This window comes from Cupriavidus pauculus (assembly GCF_008801835.1).
GTDB classification, from domain to species: Bacteria; Pseudomonadota; Gammaproteobacteria; order Burkholderiales; family Burkholderiaceae; genus Cupriavidus; species Cupriavidus pauculus.
Genome location: NZ_VZOW01000055.1, coordinates 1 through 16,567, shown reverse-complemented (window position 1 = coordinate 16,567; position 16,567 = coordinate 1). Strand labels below are relative to the sequence as shown.

12 protein-coding genes and 1 pseudogene are annotated in these 16,567 nt (G+C 61.9%); 6 read left to right on the top strand and 7 right to left on the bottom strand.

Annotation, left to right across the window (positions count from 1 at the left end):
• Positions 1-138: 138 nt before the first annotated feature.
• Positions 139-534: a hypothetical protein gene (locus F7R19_RS28365; RefSeq protein WP_011514840.1), complete on the bottom strand. Its 396-nt coding sequence runs from the start codon at positions 532-534 to the stop codon at positions 139-141.
• Between the two features lie 281 nt (positions 535-815).
• Here F7R19_RS28365 and F7R19_RS28360 point away from each other — a divergent pair, with 281 nt between their 5' ends.
• From F7R19_RS28360 to F7R19_RS28345, 4 genes are all read left to right on the top strand, one after another.
• Positions 816-1,211, top strand: coding sequence for a copper/silver resistance protein SilD (locus tag F7R19_RS28360; RefSeq protein WP_008642716.1), 396 nt, complete (start codon positions 816-818; stop codon positions 1,209-1,211).
• 72 nt (positions 1,212-1,283) lie between these two features.
• A complete protein-coding gene (locus F7R19_RS28355; protein ID WP_008642714.1) occupies positions 1,284-2,591 on the top strand; it encodes a TolC family protein in 1,308 nt (435 codons plus the stop codon).
• A complete protein-coding gene (locus tag F7R19_RS28350) occupies positions 2,588-4,153 on the top strand; it encodes an efflux RND transporter periplasmic adaptor subunit (protein WP_011229392.1) in 1,566 nt (521 codons plus the stop codon). The genes F7R19_RS28355 and F7R19_RS28350 overlap by 4 nt, the downstream gene beginning before the upstream one ends.
• Entirely contained in the window at positions 4,150-7,320 is a 3,171-nt protein-coding gene (locus tag F7R19_RS28345) for an efflux RND transporter permease subunit (protein ID WP_011229391.1), read from the top strand. Before F7R19_RS28350 ends, F7R19_RS28345 begins: the two co-directional genes overlap by 4 nt.
• A 736-nt stretch (positions 7,321-8,056) precedes the next feature.
• Here the strand turns inward: F7R19_RS28345 and F7R19_RS28340 are convergent.
• A complete protein-coding gene (locus F7R19_RS28340) occupies positions 8,057-8,899 on the bottom strand; it encodes a class I SAM-dependent methyltransferase (protein WP_223277385.1) in 843 nt (280 codons plus the stop codon).
• 513 nt (positions 8,900-9,412) lie between these two features.
• Between F7R19_RS28340 and F7R19_RS28335 the strand changes: the two genes are divergently transcribed.
• The gene (locus F7R19_RS28335) at positions 9,413-10,693 is read left to right on the top strand and encodes an MFS transporter (protein WP_008642705.1); all 1,281 of its coding nucleotides are present in this window, start codon (positions 9,413-9,415) and stop codon (positions 10,691-10,693) included.
• Positions 10,694-10,789: 96 nt separating this feature from the next.
• Here the strand turns inward: F7R19_RS28335 and F7R19_RS28330 are convergent, their stop codons facing one another.
• The 3 genes from F7R19_RS28330 to flgB form a co-directional block, all read right to left on the bottom strand.
• The gene (locus F7R19_RS28330) at positions 10,790-12,907 is read right to left on the bottom strand and encodes a putative bifunctional diguanylate cyclase/phosphodiesterase (protein ID WP_011229389.1); all 2,118 of its coding nucleotides are present in this window, start codon (positions 12,905-12,907) and stop codon (positions 10,790-10,792) included.
• A gap of 9 nt (positions 12,908-12,916) precedes the next feature.
• On the bottom strand, positions 12,917-13,252 hold the full coding sequence (locus F7R19_RS28325) for a hypothetical protein (protein ID WP_008642702.1): 336 nt from the start codon (positions 13,250-13,252) through the stop codon (positions 12,917-12,919).
• Between the two features lie 194 nt (positions 13,253-13,446).
• Positions 13,447-13,869 (bottom strand): flagellar basal body rod protein FlgB, encoded by a 423-nt coding sequence (flgB, locus tag F7R19_RS28320; protein WP_008642701.1) that lies wholly within the window; start codon positions 13,867-13,869, stop codon positions 13,447-13,449.
• A 272-nt stretch (positions 13,870-14,141) separates the two neighbouring features.
• On the opposite strand from flgB, the gene F7R19_RS28315 reads away from it, so the two are divergent.
• On the top strand, positions 14,142-14,387 hold the full coding sequence (locus F7R19_RS28315; protein WP_008642700.1) for a hypothetical protein: 246 nt from the start codon (positions 14,142-14,144) through the stop codon (positions 14,385-14,387).
• A gap of 652 nt (positions 14,388-15,039) precedes the next feature.
• On the opposite strand, the gene F7R19_RS28310 is transcribed toward F7R19_RS28315, so the two are convergent.
• Positions 15,040-16,266 (bottom strand): MFS transporter, encoded by a 1,227-nt coding sequence (locus F7R19_RS28310; RefSeq protein ID WP_008642699.1) that lies wholly within the window; start codon positions 16,264-16,266, stop codon positions 15,040-15,042.
• Positions 16,267-16,274: 8 nt separating this feature from the next.
• A pseudogene (locus F7R19_RS30065) lies at positions 16,275-16,448 on the bottom strand (efflux RND transporter permease subunit); the annotation flags it as partial.
• Positions 16,449-16,567 lie beyond the last annotated feature (119 nt).

Here is a 16,567-nt window from a genome sequence, read left to right as displayed (position 1 = left end):
CGACGCGCGGGCGAGGTTGTTCCACGGCAACGCGTCAACGCGATGACGTGGCAAGTGAATTGAGATTCCTAAGCAACTAGGCAGTAAGGCGTCGCAATCCAATGGGGGGCGGGACTGCGATCGGGGTGAAGCCCCAATTCACACAGGAGTGGAGGGTGGACGAAGAAGCACGTCTGGAATGAAACTGGCGAGGAGCGCGGCCGTCCTGCCCGCCACCTCGAACGATTCCGGCTGCCTCAGCCAGAAGCCCGAGAACCATCCGGGGGCCTGGCTCATGGCAATGCAAGCGTCGCACGTGTGACCGTCCGCATCAGGATCCAGTTTTCCCCGCGAAGCGCTGTGCTGTGTATTGTGGTGGCACGGCTTGTCCGGGTTGGTGACTGTTTCCTCCACGTCGATCTCGAGGCCCATTGCCGCATCATTGCGCAACCGGTCATGCGCTGGGCAACCGCCGTGTACGGGCGCTCCCATCGCCTGCAGCGGCAATGCGAGGATCATGAACCACAGCAGGAGGCGGGACAGCAAGCGTCTCATTCGACGGCACAGAAAGGCGGAATTTCGTCTCAGCGTATTCTAGAGAGCCGACCTGTCAGCAAAATGACTCACACATGACAGGGCCGCCATGCACCAGAATCAGGCGGGGCGCACGGCGCCCAGACGGACCGAATCCCTTGCGCACGACCATCGTCGGCTTTTCCGACCGATGGTCAAGTGCCGCACTTCGTGAGCGTCTTTGATCCAGGACAACCCACTGCAGACTTATTGCCGGAAGTAAAATCAAGGCTGCTAGGATTCGCCCACTTGATTCCCGGCTCATGCACGCCTCCTATCGCCGGCACTGGATTGCCGCATTCCTGTTGATTTCGTTCCTGACAGTTCAACTGGCAGCGGCCGCCTACGCCTGTGAGGGCAGCCGGTATGCGCTGAGCCTGACGGCGAGCATGACCGGGATGGCGGAATCCTGTCCGGACATGGCAATCAAGCGGGGCCATTCGCATGCAGGCCTGTGCCAGGCGCATTGCCACCAGGACAGCAAATCTGCCGATCATGCGAGCCCGCAACTGCCCGTATTCCAGGCGGCCTCGGTTAGCCCGGTAGCCACACCTGACCTGACACCGATCCTTGGCGGGTATCGGCTGGCCACGGGCAACCCCGTCCCACGACCGCCTCCCCGCCCGCTCGCGATCCTCCATTGCTGTTTCCGCATTTAGCCCGCGAAGCAACGTCCGCTATCGTGCCCTGAGTCGTCAAGACCAAGGGAGTCGTTGCTTTGTGGAGGCTTTATGTTTTTGCGTTTTCCCCTAGCGCGCGGGCGGCGGTGGTCGCTCGCCCTCTCGCTCATCGCGGCCGCCCATCCCGGATGGGCGCAATCGGCCGCACCCCTGTCGTTGCAGGAAGCCGTGGTGCTCGCCTCGGCGCATGCCTCGGACGCTGAGACGTCGCGCGCAGCAATCCAATCCGCCTTGGAAATGGCGGTTGCGGGCAGGCAACTGCCGGACCCGGTTCTCAAGGTTGGCGTCAACAACGTGCCCGCCGATGGACGGGATCGCTTCTCAATCGGCACGGAATCGATGACGATGCGCTCGATCAGCGTGATGCAGGAACTGACGCGATCAGCCAAGCGTGAAGCGCGCGCACGACGCTTCGAGGCCGAGGCCTCGTCGGCGCAGGCGCAACGCACGGCCGCGCTCGCCGCCGTACAGCGTGGCGCGGCACAGGCGTGGCTCGATCGGCTCTATGCCGAGCGGGCAACCGTCGTGCTGGCGGAACAGGCGCAGTCCATCGGGCTGATGATCGACGCTGCCCGCGCTGCCTATCGTGGCAACCGCGGCCCCCGGACCGATATCCTGACCGCTGAACTTGAGTTGCAGCAATTGCGCGACCGGGAGGACGAGGCGCGCGCCGCTGTGTCGACAGCCAGAGCAATGCTGCAGCGCTGGGTCGGTGACGCCGCCGTGCGCCCCCTGGGTGACAGTCCGACGCTTGCGATACCCGCGTGGCTCGCCAATCTCGATGGCAGCGTCGTGTCCCAGTTGCCCGATGTGGCCACCGCCGAGGCCCAGGTCGGCGTCGCGGAGGCCGAGGGCAGCGTGGCGCGGGAAAACAGGATTCCGGACGTCAGCGTGGAGTTGATGTACAGCCAGCGCGGCCCAGCGTACTCGAACATGGTTTCGGTCAACCTATCCCTGCCTTTGCCCTGGGATCGGAAGAACCGGCAAGATCGTGAGCTCGCCGCGAAGCTCTCACAGGCCGATGCAGCGCGAGCCCAAGCCGAAGCGGTTCGACGTGGGCTACAGGGCCAACTGCGCGGCAAGCGAGCCGAACTCGGCCTGAACCAGTCGCGGCTGGAACGTTATCGCGACGTCACGGTGCCGCTGGCCAGAACGCAGACAGAAGCAGCACTGACGGCGTATCGCGCCGGTGCCGGCACGCTCTCCGCAGTCGCCGACGCGAGCCGCAAAGCGCTCAATCTCTCGCTGGAACGCCTGAAGTTGGAGGCCGCGACGGCCCGGCTGTGGGCCGAGCTCAATTTCCTGATGCCGCTTGCGACTGAAGCAATGCCGGCATCCACGCAAGGGGATCAACCATGAAAACGACCGCAATCGCGCGCGTCGCGATGAGTCTCGCCGTTGCGGCGGGCCTGGGTGGCGCATATTACCTTGGACAACAGCAACGTCATCAGCAAGCTTCCGGATCCGCAACGGTCAATGGGCCCCACGACGGCCATGATCCGGCCGCGGGCGCCGAGCTCAAGACCGGCAAACGGATTCTCTACTGGCGCGACCCGATGGTACCGGGGCAGCGCTTTGACAAGCCGGGCAAATCCCCTTACATGGATATGCCGCTGATACCGGTGTATGAAGAGGAAAATGCCGACGGCGCCGCGGTGCGCATCGACGGCCGCGTGACGCAGAACCTCGGCGTCCGGACCGCGGAAGTAAAGCTCGGCCGGCTGGAGATGGCCCTGCAGGTCCCCGGCAATGTCGCCATCAACGAGCGCGGCATCGAAGTCATTCAGGCGCGAACCACCGGGTTCGTCGAACACACTTACGTGCGGACCACCATGGAAACGGTCCGCAAAGGCCAGGCGCTCGCCCAGGTCTATTCGCCAGACTGGGTGGCGGCGCAGGAAGAGTACCTGGCCGTCGCGCGCATGCCGGGTAACCCGCAGCCCGAACTGCGCGACGCCGCGGTGGCGCGCATGCGGCAGGTAGGCATGACAGACGGCCAGATCCGCGTAGTGCAGGCAAGCGGCAAGCTCCAACCGCGGCTCACGGTCAATAGCGCGGTCGACGGCATTGTCACTGAGGTCGGCGCTCGGGACGGCATGACCGTTCCCCCTGGCATGACGCTCTTTCGCATCGCCAGCCTGGCAACGGTGTGGGTGCTCGCCGAAGTGCCTGAAAGCCAGGCGGCTGCCCTGCGGCCTGGCCAGGCGGTAATGGCAAGCACCACGGCGCTGCCGAATCTGGCGCTGCCCGGCAAGGTGGACACGATCTTGCCGGACGTCAGCGCCGGTACGCGCACGATCAAGGTACGGATCGAACTGCAGAACAAGGACAGGAAACTGTTGCCGGGCATGTTCGTGTCGGTACGCATGGTGCCGGCGGGCGCAACAGAACGGCTGCTCGTGCCCAGCGAGGCACTAATCCGGACCGGAGCGCGCACCATTGCCATGGTGGCCAAAGGCGAAGGTGGATTTGATCCGGTAGAAGTCAAGGCGGGCGCAACCGCCGGTGGCCAGAGCGAGATCCTCGAGGGCCTGAAGGCGGGCCAGCAAGTCGTGGTTTCCGGACAGTTCCTCATTGATTCAGAAGCGAGCCTGCGCGGGACCGTCGCACGCATGCAGGAAACTACTTCCGGCCCCCCGGTTGACAGCGCCGCCTCCGAGGCGTCGGCCGCTGGCCCCGAGCATCGTGCAGTAGGGCGCATCCAGTCCATCGGCGAGCGCAGCCTGATCATCGCTCACGAGGCCATCCCGTCAGCCCAGTGGGGCGCCATGACAATGGAGTTTGCCGCGCCACCTGCCGGCCTTCCGCAGGGACTGAAAGCGGGCGATCGCGTCGCGTTCAGCTTCCGGTTGGATCCCCACGGCATGGCGACGCTCGTCACCGTCGCGCCGCAAGTCCAGACCGCGGGAGCCAAGCCATGATCGCCAGTCTGATCCTTGCGTCCATCCGCAACCGCTTCCTGGTCCTTCTTGCCACGGTGATGCTGACCGCGTGGGGGCTTTGGGCCGTGCGAAGTACGCCACTGGATGCCCTGCCCGACCTCTCCGACGTGCAGGTCATCATTCGCACCCCATTCCCTGGGCAGGCTCCCCAGATTGTGGAGAACCAGGTCACCTATCCGCTGACCACCACGATGCTGTCGGTGCCCGGCGCGAAGACCGTGCGCGGATACTCGTTCTTCGGCGACTCCTATGTCTACGTATTGTTCGAGGACGGCACCGACCTGTACTGGGCCCGTTCACGCGTTCTTGAGTACTTGAACCAGGTCCAGTCCCGGCTGCCGGCCGCCGCCAAGCCTGCGCTTGGTCCCGACGCTACCGGCGTGGGTTGGGTCTATGAGTACGCGCTCGTGGACAAGAGCGGACAGCATGACCTGTCACAGCTGCGCGCCCTTCAGGACTGGTTCTTGCGATTTGAGCTCAAGTCCTTGCCCAATGTCGCAGAGGTTGCCTCGTTGGGCGGGATGGTCAAGCAGTTCCAAATTGTGCTGTTGCCCGACCGGCTTCGCGCCTACAACCTGTCACAAGGGAAGGTGCTGGCCGCACTCAAGGGGGCCAATCAGGAAACCGGGGGCTCAGTATTGGAACTGGGTGAAGCCGAATACATGGTGCGCGCTACCGGGTACCTGAAGACGCTGGATGACTTTCGGCAGGTGCCGATCGTGACGAGCGACGCCGGTATTCCGGTCAGACTGGGCGATGTCGCCGTGATTCAACTGGGCCCAGAGATGCGCCGCGGCATCGCGGAGCTCAACGGCCAAGGCGAAGTCGCGGGCGGGGTCATTATCCTGCGATCGGGGAAGAACGCGCTGGAGACGATCAACGCCGTCAAGGCCAAACTGCAGACCTTGCAGAAAAGCCTGCCTGACGGCGTCGAGGTCGTCACCGTCTACGACCGGTCGGCGCTGATCAGTCGCGCAGTCGACAACCTCACCACCAAGCTGCTGGAGGAGTTTGCGGTCGTCGCAGTGGTCTGCCTGCTCTTTCTCTTTCACTTGCGCTCGGCACTGGTCGCCATCATCTCGTTGCCGCTTGGCGTGCTGGCGGCATTCCTTGTCATGCGCTATCAGGGCGTGAACGCCAACATCATGTCACTGGGGGGTATTGCAATCGCAGTCGGCGCGATGGTCGACGCCGCGGTCGTCATGATCGAGAACGCCCATAAGCACCTGGAACACTGGCACGTCAAGCATCCACAGCAAGAACTTGAGGCGCAAGAGCGATGGCGCCTTATCGGTGAGTCGGCCGCAGAGGTCGGTCCTGCCCTGTTCGTCTCATTGCTGATCATCACCCTGTCGTTCATTCCAGTCTTTACCCTGGAGGCACAGGAGGGCAGGTTGTTCTCGCCATTGGCGTTCACCAAAACCTACTCCATGGCGGCGGCGGCGGGTCTCTCCGTCACATTGATCCCCGTGCTAATGGGCTATATGATTCGTGGCAAGATCCCTTCCGAGCAAGCCAATCCTCTCAACCGCCTGCTGATCCGCGCTTATCACCCGCTGCTCAACAAGGTGCTCAGGTACCCCAAGACCACCGTGGCGCTGGCGGGCGTGCTCCTGGTTGCGACCGCCTGGCCCATCATGCGCACTGGCGGGGAATTCATGCCACCGCTGGACGAAGGCGATCTGCTCTACATGCCCTCCGCTCTGCCAGGGCTTGCGGCCGGCAAGGCGTCGCAGTTGCTGCAACAGACCGACCGGCTGATCAAGACGGTCCCTGAAGTGGCGTCCGTGTTTGGCAAAGCCGGCCGCGCCGACAGTGCGACGGACCCCGCGCCGATTGAGATGTTCGAGACGACCATTCGCTTTAAGCCGAAGGATCAGTGGCGTCCCGGCATGACAACCGACAAGCTGGTCGAAGAATTGGACCGCATTGTCAAGGTACCGGGCCTGTCCAATATCTGGGTACCGCCGATCCGCAATCGCATTGACATGCTCGCGACCGGCATCAAGAGTCCCGTGGGTATCAAGGTCGCCGGCACGGACCTCAAGGAGATCGACAGACTCGCCACACGTATTGAAGAGGCCGTCAAGACAGTCCCCGGCGTGACATCTGCGCTGGCCGAACGGCTCACGGGCGGGCGCTACATCGATGTCGACATCGACCGCGCGGCAGCAGGCCGCTACGGTCTGAACATCGAGGACGTCCAATCGATTGTTTCCTCGGCCATCGGGGGTGAAACCGTTGGTGAGGTGGTCGATGGACTCGCACGATTCCCCATCAACGTTCGGTATCCGCGCGACGATCGGGACTCCATCGATGCACTGCGGCGCCTGCCAATTGTGACCGACAGCGGCTTACAGATTGCGCTGGCCGATGTGGCCCGCATTACTGTCATGCAGGGCCCACCGATGTTGCGCAGTGAGAACGCACGTCTTTCCGGTTGGGTATATGTTGACATTCGCGGCAGAGATCTTCGGTCCACCGTGCGTGACATGCAGGCCGCCGTGGCGAAGGCCGTACCAATGCCCGCCGGGTATGCCCTCAGTTGGTCAGGCCAGTTCGAGTATCTGGAGCGTGCTACGGCCAAACTCAAGGTCGTCGTCCCCTTTACCTTGCTGATCATCTTCGTACTGCTCTATCTAGTTTTCGGCCGGCTGGATGAAGCCATGCTGATCATGGGCACGCTCCCCTTGGCCCTAATAGGCGGCTTCTGGCTGCTGTATCTGTTGCGCTACAACCTCTCTGTGGCTGGGATAGTTGGGTTCATCGCGCTTGCGGGTGTGGCCGCAGAGTTCGGCGTCATCATGCTGCTGTATCTCAAGCACGCGTGGCACGACCGGTTGGCGCGCGGTGAAGATACGCTAGATGCGTTGCTCGACGCCATCCAGGAGGGTGCGGTATTGCGCGTCCGGCCGAAGGCGATGACGGTGGCGGTCATCCTGGCGGGCCTGATTCCGATCATGTGGTCACATGGCACAGGGTCTGAGGTCATGCAACGGATTGCTGCGCCAATGGTGGGTGGCATGGTGACAGCGCCGCTGCTATCGATGTTCGTCGTGCCCGCCGTATATCTGTTGCTGCGCCGGCGCTTGTTGCCCTCGCCCTCCACCACCGCCAAGCAGGCAGAACTGGAGCGGGCCGTGTAGCAACTGTGCCTGGCGAGTCCCGGGGGCCGCCAGGCCAGTCTTCAGTGCATTGGGAACGTTCACCAGTGCGGCGCGCATCCATGAGAGGGCACCCGCCCTACGGCACTTCCCGGGCGTTTGCTCGAGGTGCCGCCACAATATCAAGACACCGCGCTGGTGAGCTCCCGCAACACGTAGGGCACCCTCCGTCGGCAAATCGCCGCGACCCACCTTCTGGACAGCTAGCACACCAGGCCCGAAAATCCCCGTATGCGTCCGCCTCCCATCCTGCATCTGCCGCCCGCGGTCGTCGCGGTAATTCTGGTCGGGCTGGTGACCATCCTCAGCTTGATTGTCCTGCTAGCCCGGCACCTGCATCGCAGCCAACCGCCGCCTCGCAAGCACCGCAGCAAGAGTCCCAAACCAGGGCGCTTGCGCAAATGACCTTGCGGACAGTGCTGCGGCCCAACAGCGGCGACGCCAAGTTGTACGAACGCGGGTAGGCCGCCGTTATTTCCGACGGCCAGAGCGAGGGCTCTTTCGGGGCCGGCCCCGGCGCGGCAGCCGCGGGCGCCCGCGACCATAGGTGCGATTCAGATAGATGACAAATGCCAGGAACGCAATGATGCAGAGCACGGCAACCAGCAATAGCGAGGACAGCACGCCATGCGGCAAATCGAAGACGTAATATCGGTTCAAGTTTCCAATCGCCCTGTGTGGCAGGCCGCCTCTCGTGCGTACTCAGTGAACGCCATCCTCAAGCGAATCGGCGCACGGCGACGATCAGCGCACCATCGCCATTGGCGAACCGCACGCCGCCCTTCTCCAATTGCCTCTCGATCATGCAGAGTCCGCCAAACATGTCATTCAGGATGGGACCACGGCGTCGATGGTCGCCAACCGCCATGGGGAACGGACGCGTCCTTTGCTTGCTCATGCTCAGCGTCATAAGCGGCAATGCCAACGTGCAGAATGTCTGGCTGTGTACGACAGTGAAACCTGCGGCATTGACCTTGCGAATCAGTGCGGGAAGCGTGTAGCGCGCTTCTGGCGCCCTCGGGGCATTGCCGCGCAGTCGTCGCGTTCGTTGATGCGGTACGGTCACGACAATACCGCCACCCTGGCGACAAGCCTTACGCAACTGGTCAAGCACTATCCCGTCTGACGCGGCATGCTGCAGGACGTCGAACGCCCCGATGACGTCAAAGGCGTCCGCGAACGGCAGGTGCATAGGATCCATCTGCAAACAGGAAAAGCCATATTCCCGGCGCACCTCGCGTAGTGCATCCACGCAACGGTCGGCCGCGACCAGCGTGGCGGCCGGATAGCATGTCCGGAAATCATCCAGGAATTTTCCCGCACCGCAGCTCAGATCCAAGAATGACTCAATCTGCGGGAACCACCGAGACAAGGCCTCGATGATCAGTCGGCGGCGATATGCAAACCAGAAGTTCCGGTCTTCAACGTGCGCAAATTCCCGCAACAGCGACGCTTGATTCCCATCGTGATCCCCGATCAGTTCGGGTGCGAGGCACACAATGCCTGATGTCGACGGCGGCTGCCAGTCGCAGGACCAGCAATGCCACCCCTGCGTGGACAATGCATTGCCACATCTCACGCACGATCGCATCGCCGGCCTCAGATTGAAATCGGAGGCCCTCCCGCAAGGGGCCCTCCATCGCTTTGCAGAATCCTCGTACTCACCCAGGCTGGCGTTGAGCCCACGCGCGATGCGGCGGCGTGCTGGCGAAGTCGTCTGGACGCGTATCCGACTCACACATCCATGCGCGCGGTCAGAAGGCTGACATTCGATTTTATGGAGATGACCTGTCGCAAACATGACGGGGAAATTACCAGGCGCCGCACCCGTTGCTATCTGCGGCAACATCGGACAACATGCACGGCGGCGCGGCCTTTTTCCAACAGATGCGAACGATGTCATGGATTCGACGCCGACAATCCACACCGCGCCTGTGGCGACTTGTGATTGCAGACTTTAGGGATTTCCTGGACAGCGCCGCGCCAGACCAGTGCGCTCAGCGTTTTCGTCAGCCCGGCCTTGGCCAACTTTGGTTTCGATCGTCGTGGGCAATGCGCCCGATCGCGAGACAGCATGACAGATTCAAAGGACACCGCACCGCTGTCGAATGACAAGCCCCCGGCAGCCCCCGTGCCGCTGCAGCGAGAATGGCTGAATCGCACCGTTGTCGGTGCCGGGCTCACGAGTGCACTAGGCGATTTCTGCTACGAGACCACCACCGTCATCCTGCCCGGCTTCCTGGCAATACTCGGGATCCCGGCGGCGGTTCTGGGACTTATCGAAGGCCTGGCCGATGCGGTGGCGAGCTTTACCAAGATGATTTCGGGTTACGTCGCCGACAAGCTCGGACATCGAAAGCTTCTGGTGCTGGTCGGCTACGCCCTGACGCCTGCGGGTCAGATCGCAATCGCATTGGCCACGGCGTGGCCAATGCTACTTGTGGGGCGAATCATTTCCTGGTTCGGAAAAGGGCTGCGCGGCCCGCTTCGCGACGCGATTGTCATCCAGGCAATCCCGCCGCGCGCGCGAGGCCGTGCCTTCGGGTTTCATCGGGCTATGGATACGATTGGCGCAGTAGTCGGACCGCTGCTTGGTGTCGCATTGCTTGGCTGGGCCCAAAGCCATCATGGGTGGAACGACCCCATCGGTCCGTTCCGTCTGGTCCTATGGCTAAGTGTCATCCCGGGGGTTCTGGCCGTCCTGGCTTTCCTCGGCTTCGTCAAGGATCCGGCATTTTCCCCAAATCCCGGGCTGCGATTTTTCCGGGCCTTGCGCGGCCTTCCGCCAAAATTCAAGCGCTATCTCGGCGCCGTCGGGTTGTTTGGCATGGGTGATTTCTCCCACAGCCTGTTGATCCTCGGCGCCACGAAATTGCTGACCCCCGCACTCGGCATCGTGCAGGCCGCGCAAATCGCCGGTGGCCTCTACGTCTGGCGAAACGTCGTGCAATCGGCGGCGTCATTTCCAGTCGGCATGCTGGCGGATCGCGTCGGTGCGCTGCGCATTCTCGTGCTTGGCTATGCGCTAGGCGCGATGACCGGCCTGCTCATGGCCATCACGTTCTGGCTCCACGTCAACACCCTCGCACTGCTCGCGGCCGTCTTCCTGCTTGCGGGCCTGTACACGGCCGTCCAGGAAGCCCTGGAGCCGACGGTGATCGCCGAGATGGTGTCGGCTGACACCTTGGCCATGAGCATCGGCGCGCTCGGCACCACGAACGGCACGGCGAAGTTCATCTCGAGCGCCGGCGTCGGTCTCATCTGGTCGGCGCTATCACCTGTCCTCGGCTTCGCATTCGCCACCATCACCATGGCGGCCGGCACAGTCATGCTGGCGAGATTACGGCACATCTAAATCTCGCCACATCGCCCGGAGATCGAGCGCAGTGCGGGAGTCCCCGCCACGAGCCATCCGCGCGGTCGTGCCGACCGTCGGGACGCCAAAGATCGCCTAGCCGTCGGCAAGCATCGCCTGTACGTCGACGGCGGGCGCATCGAGTAGCTTGACCAGCGCGTCAAAGTCGATCGGCCGGCTGAACAGGTAGCCTTGCCCCACCTCGCAGCCAAACTCCCGCAACACCGACACTTGCCAAACGTACTCGACCCCTTCGGCCACGACGCGCAGCCCAAGCATATGCGCCATGCTAATCATGGCCTGCACGATTTGCCTGTCGCTGTGCGAGCCTTGCATGTCATGGATAAAGGCGCGATCAATCTTGAGTTCGGTGACCGGTAAGTGCTTCAGACTGGACAGATTGCTGTATCCAGTCCCGAAATCGTCGATGGCAATTCCGACGCCCGCGGCGCCCAGCTCCCGCACAAATTCTAGCAGCCCTTCCTCGTGCACGAACAACGCGTTCTCCGTCAGCTCAATCTTGAAGCGCCGACAATCAACGCCAAACTGCGCGATAGTCTGCAGCACAGGCTCCTGCCTGTGCCAACTCAGTTGCAAGGGCGAGAAGTTCACCGCCACCCTGAATTCCGGATCGATCGCCAGTGCCTCGAGCTTCGCGACGTATCGACAGGATTCGCGCAATACCCAATCCCCGATCGCGCCGATTACCCCGGTCTCTTCGGCTACCGGAATGAATTCGGCCGGCGAGACGGGAACGCTGCCATCTCGCATCCAGCGGAGCAAGACTTCCGCACCGATGACCTTGCCCGTGGTGAGCGACACCTGGGGTTGCCAGGCCAGCGAAAATTCGTTGGCCTCGAGCGCGCGGTGCAGCGCGTTGGAGATGTCGAGGCGCTTGAGCACCTTCGTATGCAGGCCGCGAGAAAAAAAATGACAAGCGCCGATGCCATCCTCCTTGGCGCGGTACATCGCCGCATCGGCATTCATGATCAGCGCTTCTGCGGTCGTGCCATCGGCGGGAAATCGGCTGACCCCAATGCTCGCGGAGACGTAGCTTTGCGTACCGTTCAGGACAATCGGCTTGGCCAGTTCATCGAAGATCCGCCGCGCGATCGACTCGACCTGAGCAGGATCCGCGGTGTCGTGCAGAATGAATGTGAATTCATCGCCGCCGATACGGCCGACAAAATCCGCTTCCTTCACCAGTCGCTTGAAGCGCTCCCCGACCACCTCGAGTAGCCGATCGCCAAACGAGTGGCCCAGTGTATCGTTCACGTCCTTGAACCGGTTGAGGTCAAGGAAAAGCAGGGAAAATTCCGTACCCTTGTTCGCCGAACGTTCGATCGCATGGCCAAGCCGGTCCTGGAACAAGCGTCGATTTGGCAGACCGGTCAGGCTGTCGTAGTAGGCAAGGTGCATGTACTGGGCGCGCAGGCTTTCGCGCTGCATGATGTCCGCGAACATCGCCACGAAACTGAACACTTCGCCATGCTCGTCGTGAACCGTCTTGATCGTTACCCAGTCGGGCGCGATCGAGCCGTCCGCCCGCAATAGCCAGACCTCCCCTTCCCAGCGTCCGCCATCGCGCAGGGTTGCAAATATCTCCGCGTAGAAGCCCCGTCCATGCCGGCCAGACCGTAAGAATCCGGCCGGCCGCCCGACAATATCCGCGCCGGGATAGCCCGTCGCGGCTGTGAAGGCACGATTGATGTACTGGATGCGCAAGCGAGCGTCCGTTACCAGCACCGCGTCACTAGTTGACTCGAGCACATTGGCCGATATCTTGCGGTTTTCCAGCTCAGTACGCAATTGGCTAACCAGCGCCTCGCGTTCACGACGATTGATGTCACTGCGACAAACGAACTCGGCCAGCAAGGACGCCATGGAGACAATGCCGATGTATCGCCCTTGCGCATCGAAGACGGGTAGGTGCTCACAAGCTTCCTTACGCATGCGCTTGAGCAACTGGATCGCGCTGGCATGCCCCTGCACGGGCTCGGGTGGACGTCGTGCGATCAGATCCGCGAAAATCCGTGCTGGAAAAAGCGTCGCCTGCCGGTCCGTCACGACACCGAGAAACGTGCCGTCGTCATCGAAGACCGAGAAGACGTTCGTCGATGTCTGATTGACCCCGACCAGATCCCGATATCGCTGGTCGAGCGCAACGCGGCGTGCCGTCAGGTCGAGGCACTCCGAAACAAGCAATGTGTCCATCTGCAAGCCTTATCCCAGCTTTTGATCCACGAACAACTCGACTTCCAGCGCCAGGTGAAGGATTTCCTCGGCTCCCATGGCCGGTTTGATCTCATCCAGGATGAACGTCTTGAGCTCTGCGGCGGGGATCTTTCTGAGAATCGCCTTTCGAATGAGGATGTCAGAAATCACGTCGTCGTCGATTTCTATATGCTCGAAGGCCGTGGTTGACAGCAAACTGAGTGCTCGCCCGACCGCAACGTGTCCAATTGGCGAGGCGCGCCCTAGCACGAGCCCATCGGTAATTGGCGGAAGGACAAACTCCTTGATGTGGGCGCGCAATCGCTTCTGACGACGTTTCTCCATTCCGACACTAACCTTTCCGATCCAAGATCGAACGCGCCAAGGAAGCACCGCACGCAAATCCGGCGCAGCACGACATCCTTCGCGGGCCGTTTGTACCAGACATTCCTGCCACCGACTACCCATCAAACGTGGGCCCGCAAGAGTTGCCATGCTTTGAGTTTCTACTCCTACTAGTGAGTATCCGTGGATACCGCCTAGGGACGCATATCCTGGTAGAGCTTGAGCATGTCCTTGTATTCACCCGCCGTCTTCTGAATGGAAAACCGCATACGCACCGCATTCTCCGCAAATGCCACGCGCTCGACGTCCATCTCGACCGTATTGCCATCGATGCCGGACTGCATCGGCACCCGGTAGAGCAATGCCTCCTCCGCCGCTGACGGACGGGACTCCAAATGCCGCCGCGAAGTCGTCGCCATGCCCACAAACGCATTGCCGCTTGCCATCGCCCGTTCCAATTCGGCGCCAAAGTCGATGTCCCGCGCCTTGTAGTTCGGGGTATCCGCGTTGGCGATATTGGCTGCCAGAAACTCCAGCCGGCGAGTGCGCAGCCTGAGCGCCAGTTCATGAGCGTTTTCCGCGCTACGCGCAGCATTCTGGATAAATGCGGTTTCCATCTCGCCTCTCCAACGCATTCGGAAGAGGGCAGACTAGCCTACCCCACTCCGCGTCATTGCGAGGATAAGCGATCAATTTATCAACGTTTCAAATGACCAAGTTGCAATGATCTTGACACCGTTGTGCCGTACAGAATTCGCCTGCTTTGGACGCATTTCCCTCAGATGACCGGTTCGTAATATTCGAGTCATTCGACTGATCGTGTCGGGCCGATAGACTGTGCACACGGTGAGCGAGACAGACTCGCCAACATGACTCCGGAGAACTTTCCATGAAGAAGCTTCACACTGCCATTCTTACCGCCGCACTCTCGATCCTCGCAGGCACTGCCGTGGCCGCTCCCGCCGAGGGGCAGGTCCATCGCCCTCGCGATCCCTTCACGGACGGCGCACGCGCCGGAGCCTCAGCCAGCGACGTGTACGCCGGCGGCGCGCGCATCGACAAGCGTGACGTTTTCACCGACGGAGCACGTATTGGGGCGCGAGACGTCTTCACCGACGGCGCTCACGGGCTCTGACAGGTTGACGCCCATGCCAGTTTGACACTTGCACAAGTGTGAGGGGAGCCAGTCATCCGTCCAGGTTGACTGGCTTCCGGTGCTGCTCTTTTGCCTCTACCGTGGCACGAAGAGCTTGTGGCTTGCCTCCTACGGAGGCAAGCCATTTTCTTGGGTGCGCGTCTGGGCTAGCGCCATGCTAACGGCCATGCGGCGCATCAGAACTTGAACGGAAAGGTGCCCCCACCCACACTGTCCGGAACGACCAGTCCGGTGGAAACGCACTCCGTTCTACCGGAACGAATTTCGTCGGAACCACAGCGGGCGGCGAAGTGCTTTTCCTGGCCCCCCGTAGTGCCCCACGCGGATGCCCAGATGACTGGCTCGCTGTCAATTCTGTCGAGGTAGATTTTCCGGCGTAAGCACCGGCGTGTTGCAACTGGAACGCATCGGCAATGTGCTGCTGCGGAATCACCTGATAGATGACCCGTTTGGCATGGATGGCCGCCAGGCCGCACGAACTCTGGTTGATCATTGCGGCTGCCCCCGACCAGTCCCAGCACGCGCTGCTGACGTACGAAAAGTCTGGCCGTTGGTTCTGGACCTGCGCCACCGGTCAGCACGTCAATCATGGCAATTTTCTCGCCAACCCTTCACGCCGCGAGGGATTGTGTCAGCGCACCGGGACCGTATCCTCATGATTTGCTGCTGGCCACACGCGCCAGGCAGCGAGAAATCCGACAACAGAAACGCACGCAAGCACCACAAATGCTGCACGCATCCCGTATCGCGCCCCCACCTGCCCCGCGAGCGGATAGGCAATCAGCCAGCACGCATGCGAGAGGGAGAATTGCGCAGCAAACACTGCAGGGCGATCGGCTGAAGCCGCCGAGCGTTTCAGCAGACGTCCGCTTGGCGTCAACGTCATCGAGTACCCGATGCCGGTGGCAAACCACGTCAGCAGAAGCATGGGCCATTCGATGACTTGCCCGAACCCGGTCAGTGCTACTCCAAAAGCGAGACTGGCTGACATAAGGATGGCGCCGCCCAGCATGGCTGGACGATCAGGACGATTCGCCAACAGCCTCGGCAGTAACAGTGCCACAAGCATCGATCCGCAGCCGAAGGCCGCCAGAGCGAATGGGACATCAGACGCCGGACGCTGCAGCTTGCTTTGCACATAGACGACCGTGTTCACGATGACCATCGAGCTGGCGGCGGCCGCGGCGAGGTTCAGGGCCAGAAGCCCTCGCAAGCGGTGCGTCCGAAGGTAGATCGACATACCCCGAAACGTTTTGGCATACAGGCTCTCCTTGCGAGCTATCGCCTTGGATTGCGGCAAACGCACCGAAACGACGAACGCAGCCGACACCAGGAAGCCCACGACAGTGCCGCCGAACAGCCAGTGAAAGCCGATGACCGATAGCAACGCGGCGGCCAGCATCGGACTCACCAGACTCTCCATGTCATACGCCAGGCGCGACAGGGATAAGGCATTCGTATAGGCCTTCTCTTCAGGAAGGACGTCCGGGATGGTCGCCTGAAAAGTTGGCGTGAACGCCGCCGATGCCGACTGCAACAGGAAAATCAGGATGTAGATCTGCCAGATCTGCGTCACGAACGGCAGAGAAATTGCCACCAGCGCCCGCACGAGGTCCATCGCAACAAGGAATGCGCGACGCGGAAGCCTGTTGGCGAACGCACCCACAACCGGGGCAATGCCCACATAGGCAACCATCTTGATTGCCAGCGCGGTTCCCAGGACGCTACCCGCGTTCGCACCAGCCAGATCATAGGCGAGCAGACCCAGCGCGACCGTCGCAAGCCCGGTGCCAATCAGCGCGATCACCTGCGCACCGAACAGGTGCCGATAGGTTCGGTTCCGCAATACGTCCAGCATGCAACCTCCTAAGCTTCAGCGAGTTCGTCGCGACCCACGCCCGCGCCCCGTTTCCGGCGCACCACCATGCCGCATATCGCGGGCAACACGAAGAGCGTGAGCACGGTGGCCGTGATCAATCCACCGATCACGACCGTTGCCAGTGGCTTTTGCACCTCCGCACCCGTCCCCGTTGGGGTCGCCTCAGAAAACGGAAAATAAAGCACGCTAAGCCGGTTGCAGCGGTCGTAGCGGCCTGAACTTGCCCGCGCCGATCTTGGCGCTGCTGCGCCAGAGGTAATCGCCGGTGAGGTTGATGTGC

Coding starts and splice junctions, on each gene's coding strand:
- F7R19_RS28365 (WP_011514840.1), bottom strand. CDS start 534: ATGAGACGCTTGCTGTCCCGCCTCCTGCTGTGGTTCATGATCCTCGCA.
- F7R19_RS28360 (WP_008642716.1), top strand. CDS start 816: ATGCACGCCTCCTATCGCCGGCACTGGATTGCCGCATTCCTGTTGATT.
- F7R19_RS28355 (WP_008642714.1), top strand. CDS start 1,284: ATGTTTTTGCGTTTTCCCCTAGCGCGCGGGCGGCGGTGGTCGCTCGCC.
- F7R19_RS28350 (WP_011229392.1), top strand. CDS start 2,588: ATGAAAACGACCGCAATCGCGCGCGTCGCGATGAGTCTCGCCGTTGCG.
- F7R19_RS28345 (WP_011229391.1), top strand. CDS start 4,150: ATGATCGCCAGTCTGATCCTTGCGTCCATCCGCAACCGCTTCCTGGTC.
- F7R19_RS28335 (WP_008642705.1), top strand. CDS start 9,413: ATGACAGATTCAAAGGACACCGCACCGCTGTCGAATGACAAGCCCCCG.
- F7R19_RS28330 (WP_011229389.1), bottom strand. CDS start 12,907: ATGGACACATTGCTTGTTTCGGAGTGCCTCGACCTGACGGCACGCCGC.
- F7R19_RS28325 (WP_008642702.1), bottom strand. CDS start 13,252: ATGGAGAAACGTCGTCAGAAGCGATTGCGCGCCCACATCAAGGAGTTT.
- flgB (WP_008642701.1), bottom strand. CDS start 13,869: ATGGAAACCGCATTTATCCAGAATGCTGCGCGTAGCGCGGAAAACGCT.
- F7R19_RS28315 (WP_008642700.1), top strand. CDS start 14,142: ATGAAGAAGCTTCACACTGCCATTCTTACCGCCGCACTCTCGATCCTC.
- F7R19_RS28310 (WP_008642699.1), bottom strand. CDS start 16,266: ATGCTGGACGTATTGCGGAACCGAACCTATCGGCACCTGTTCGGTGCG.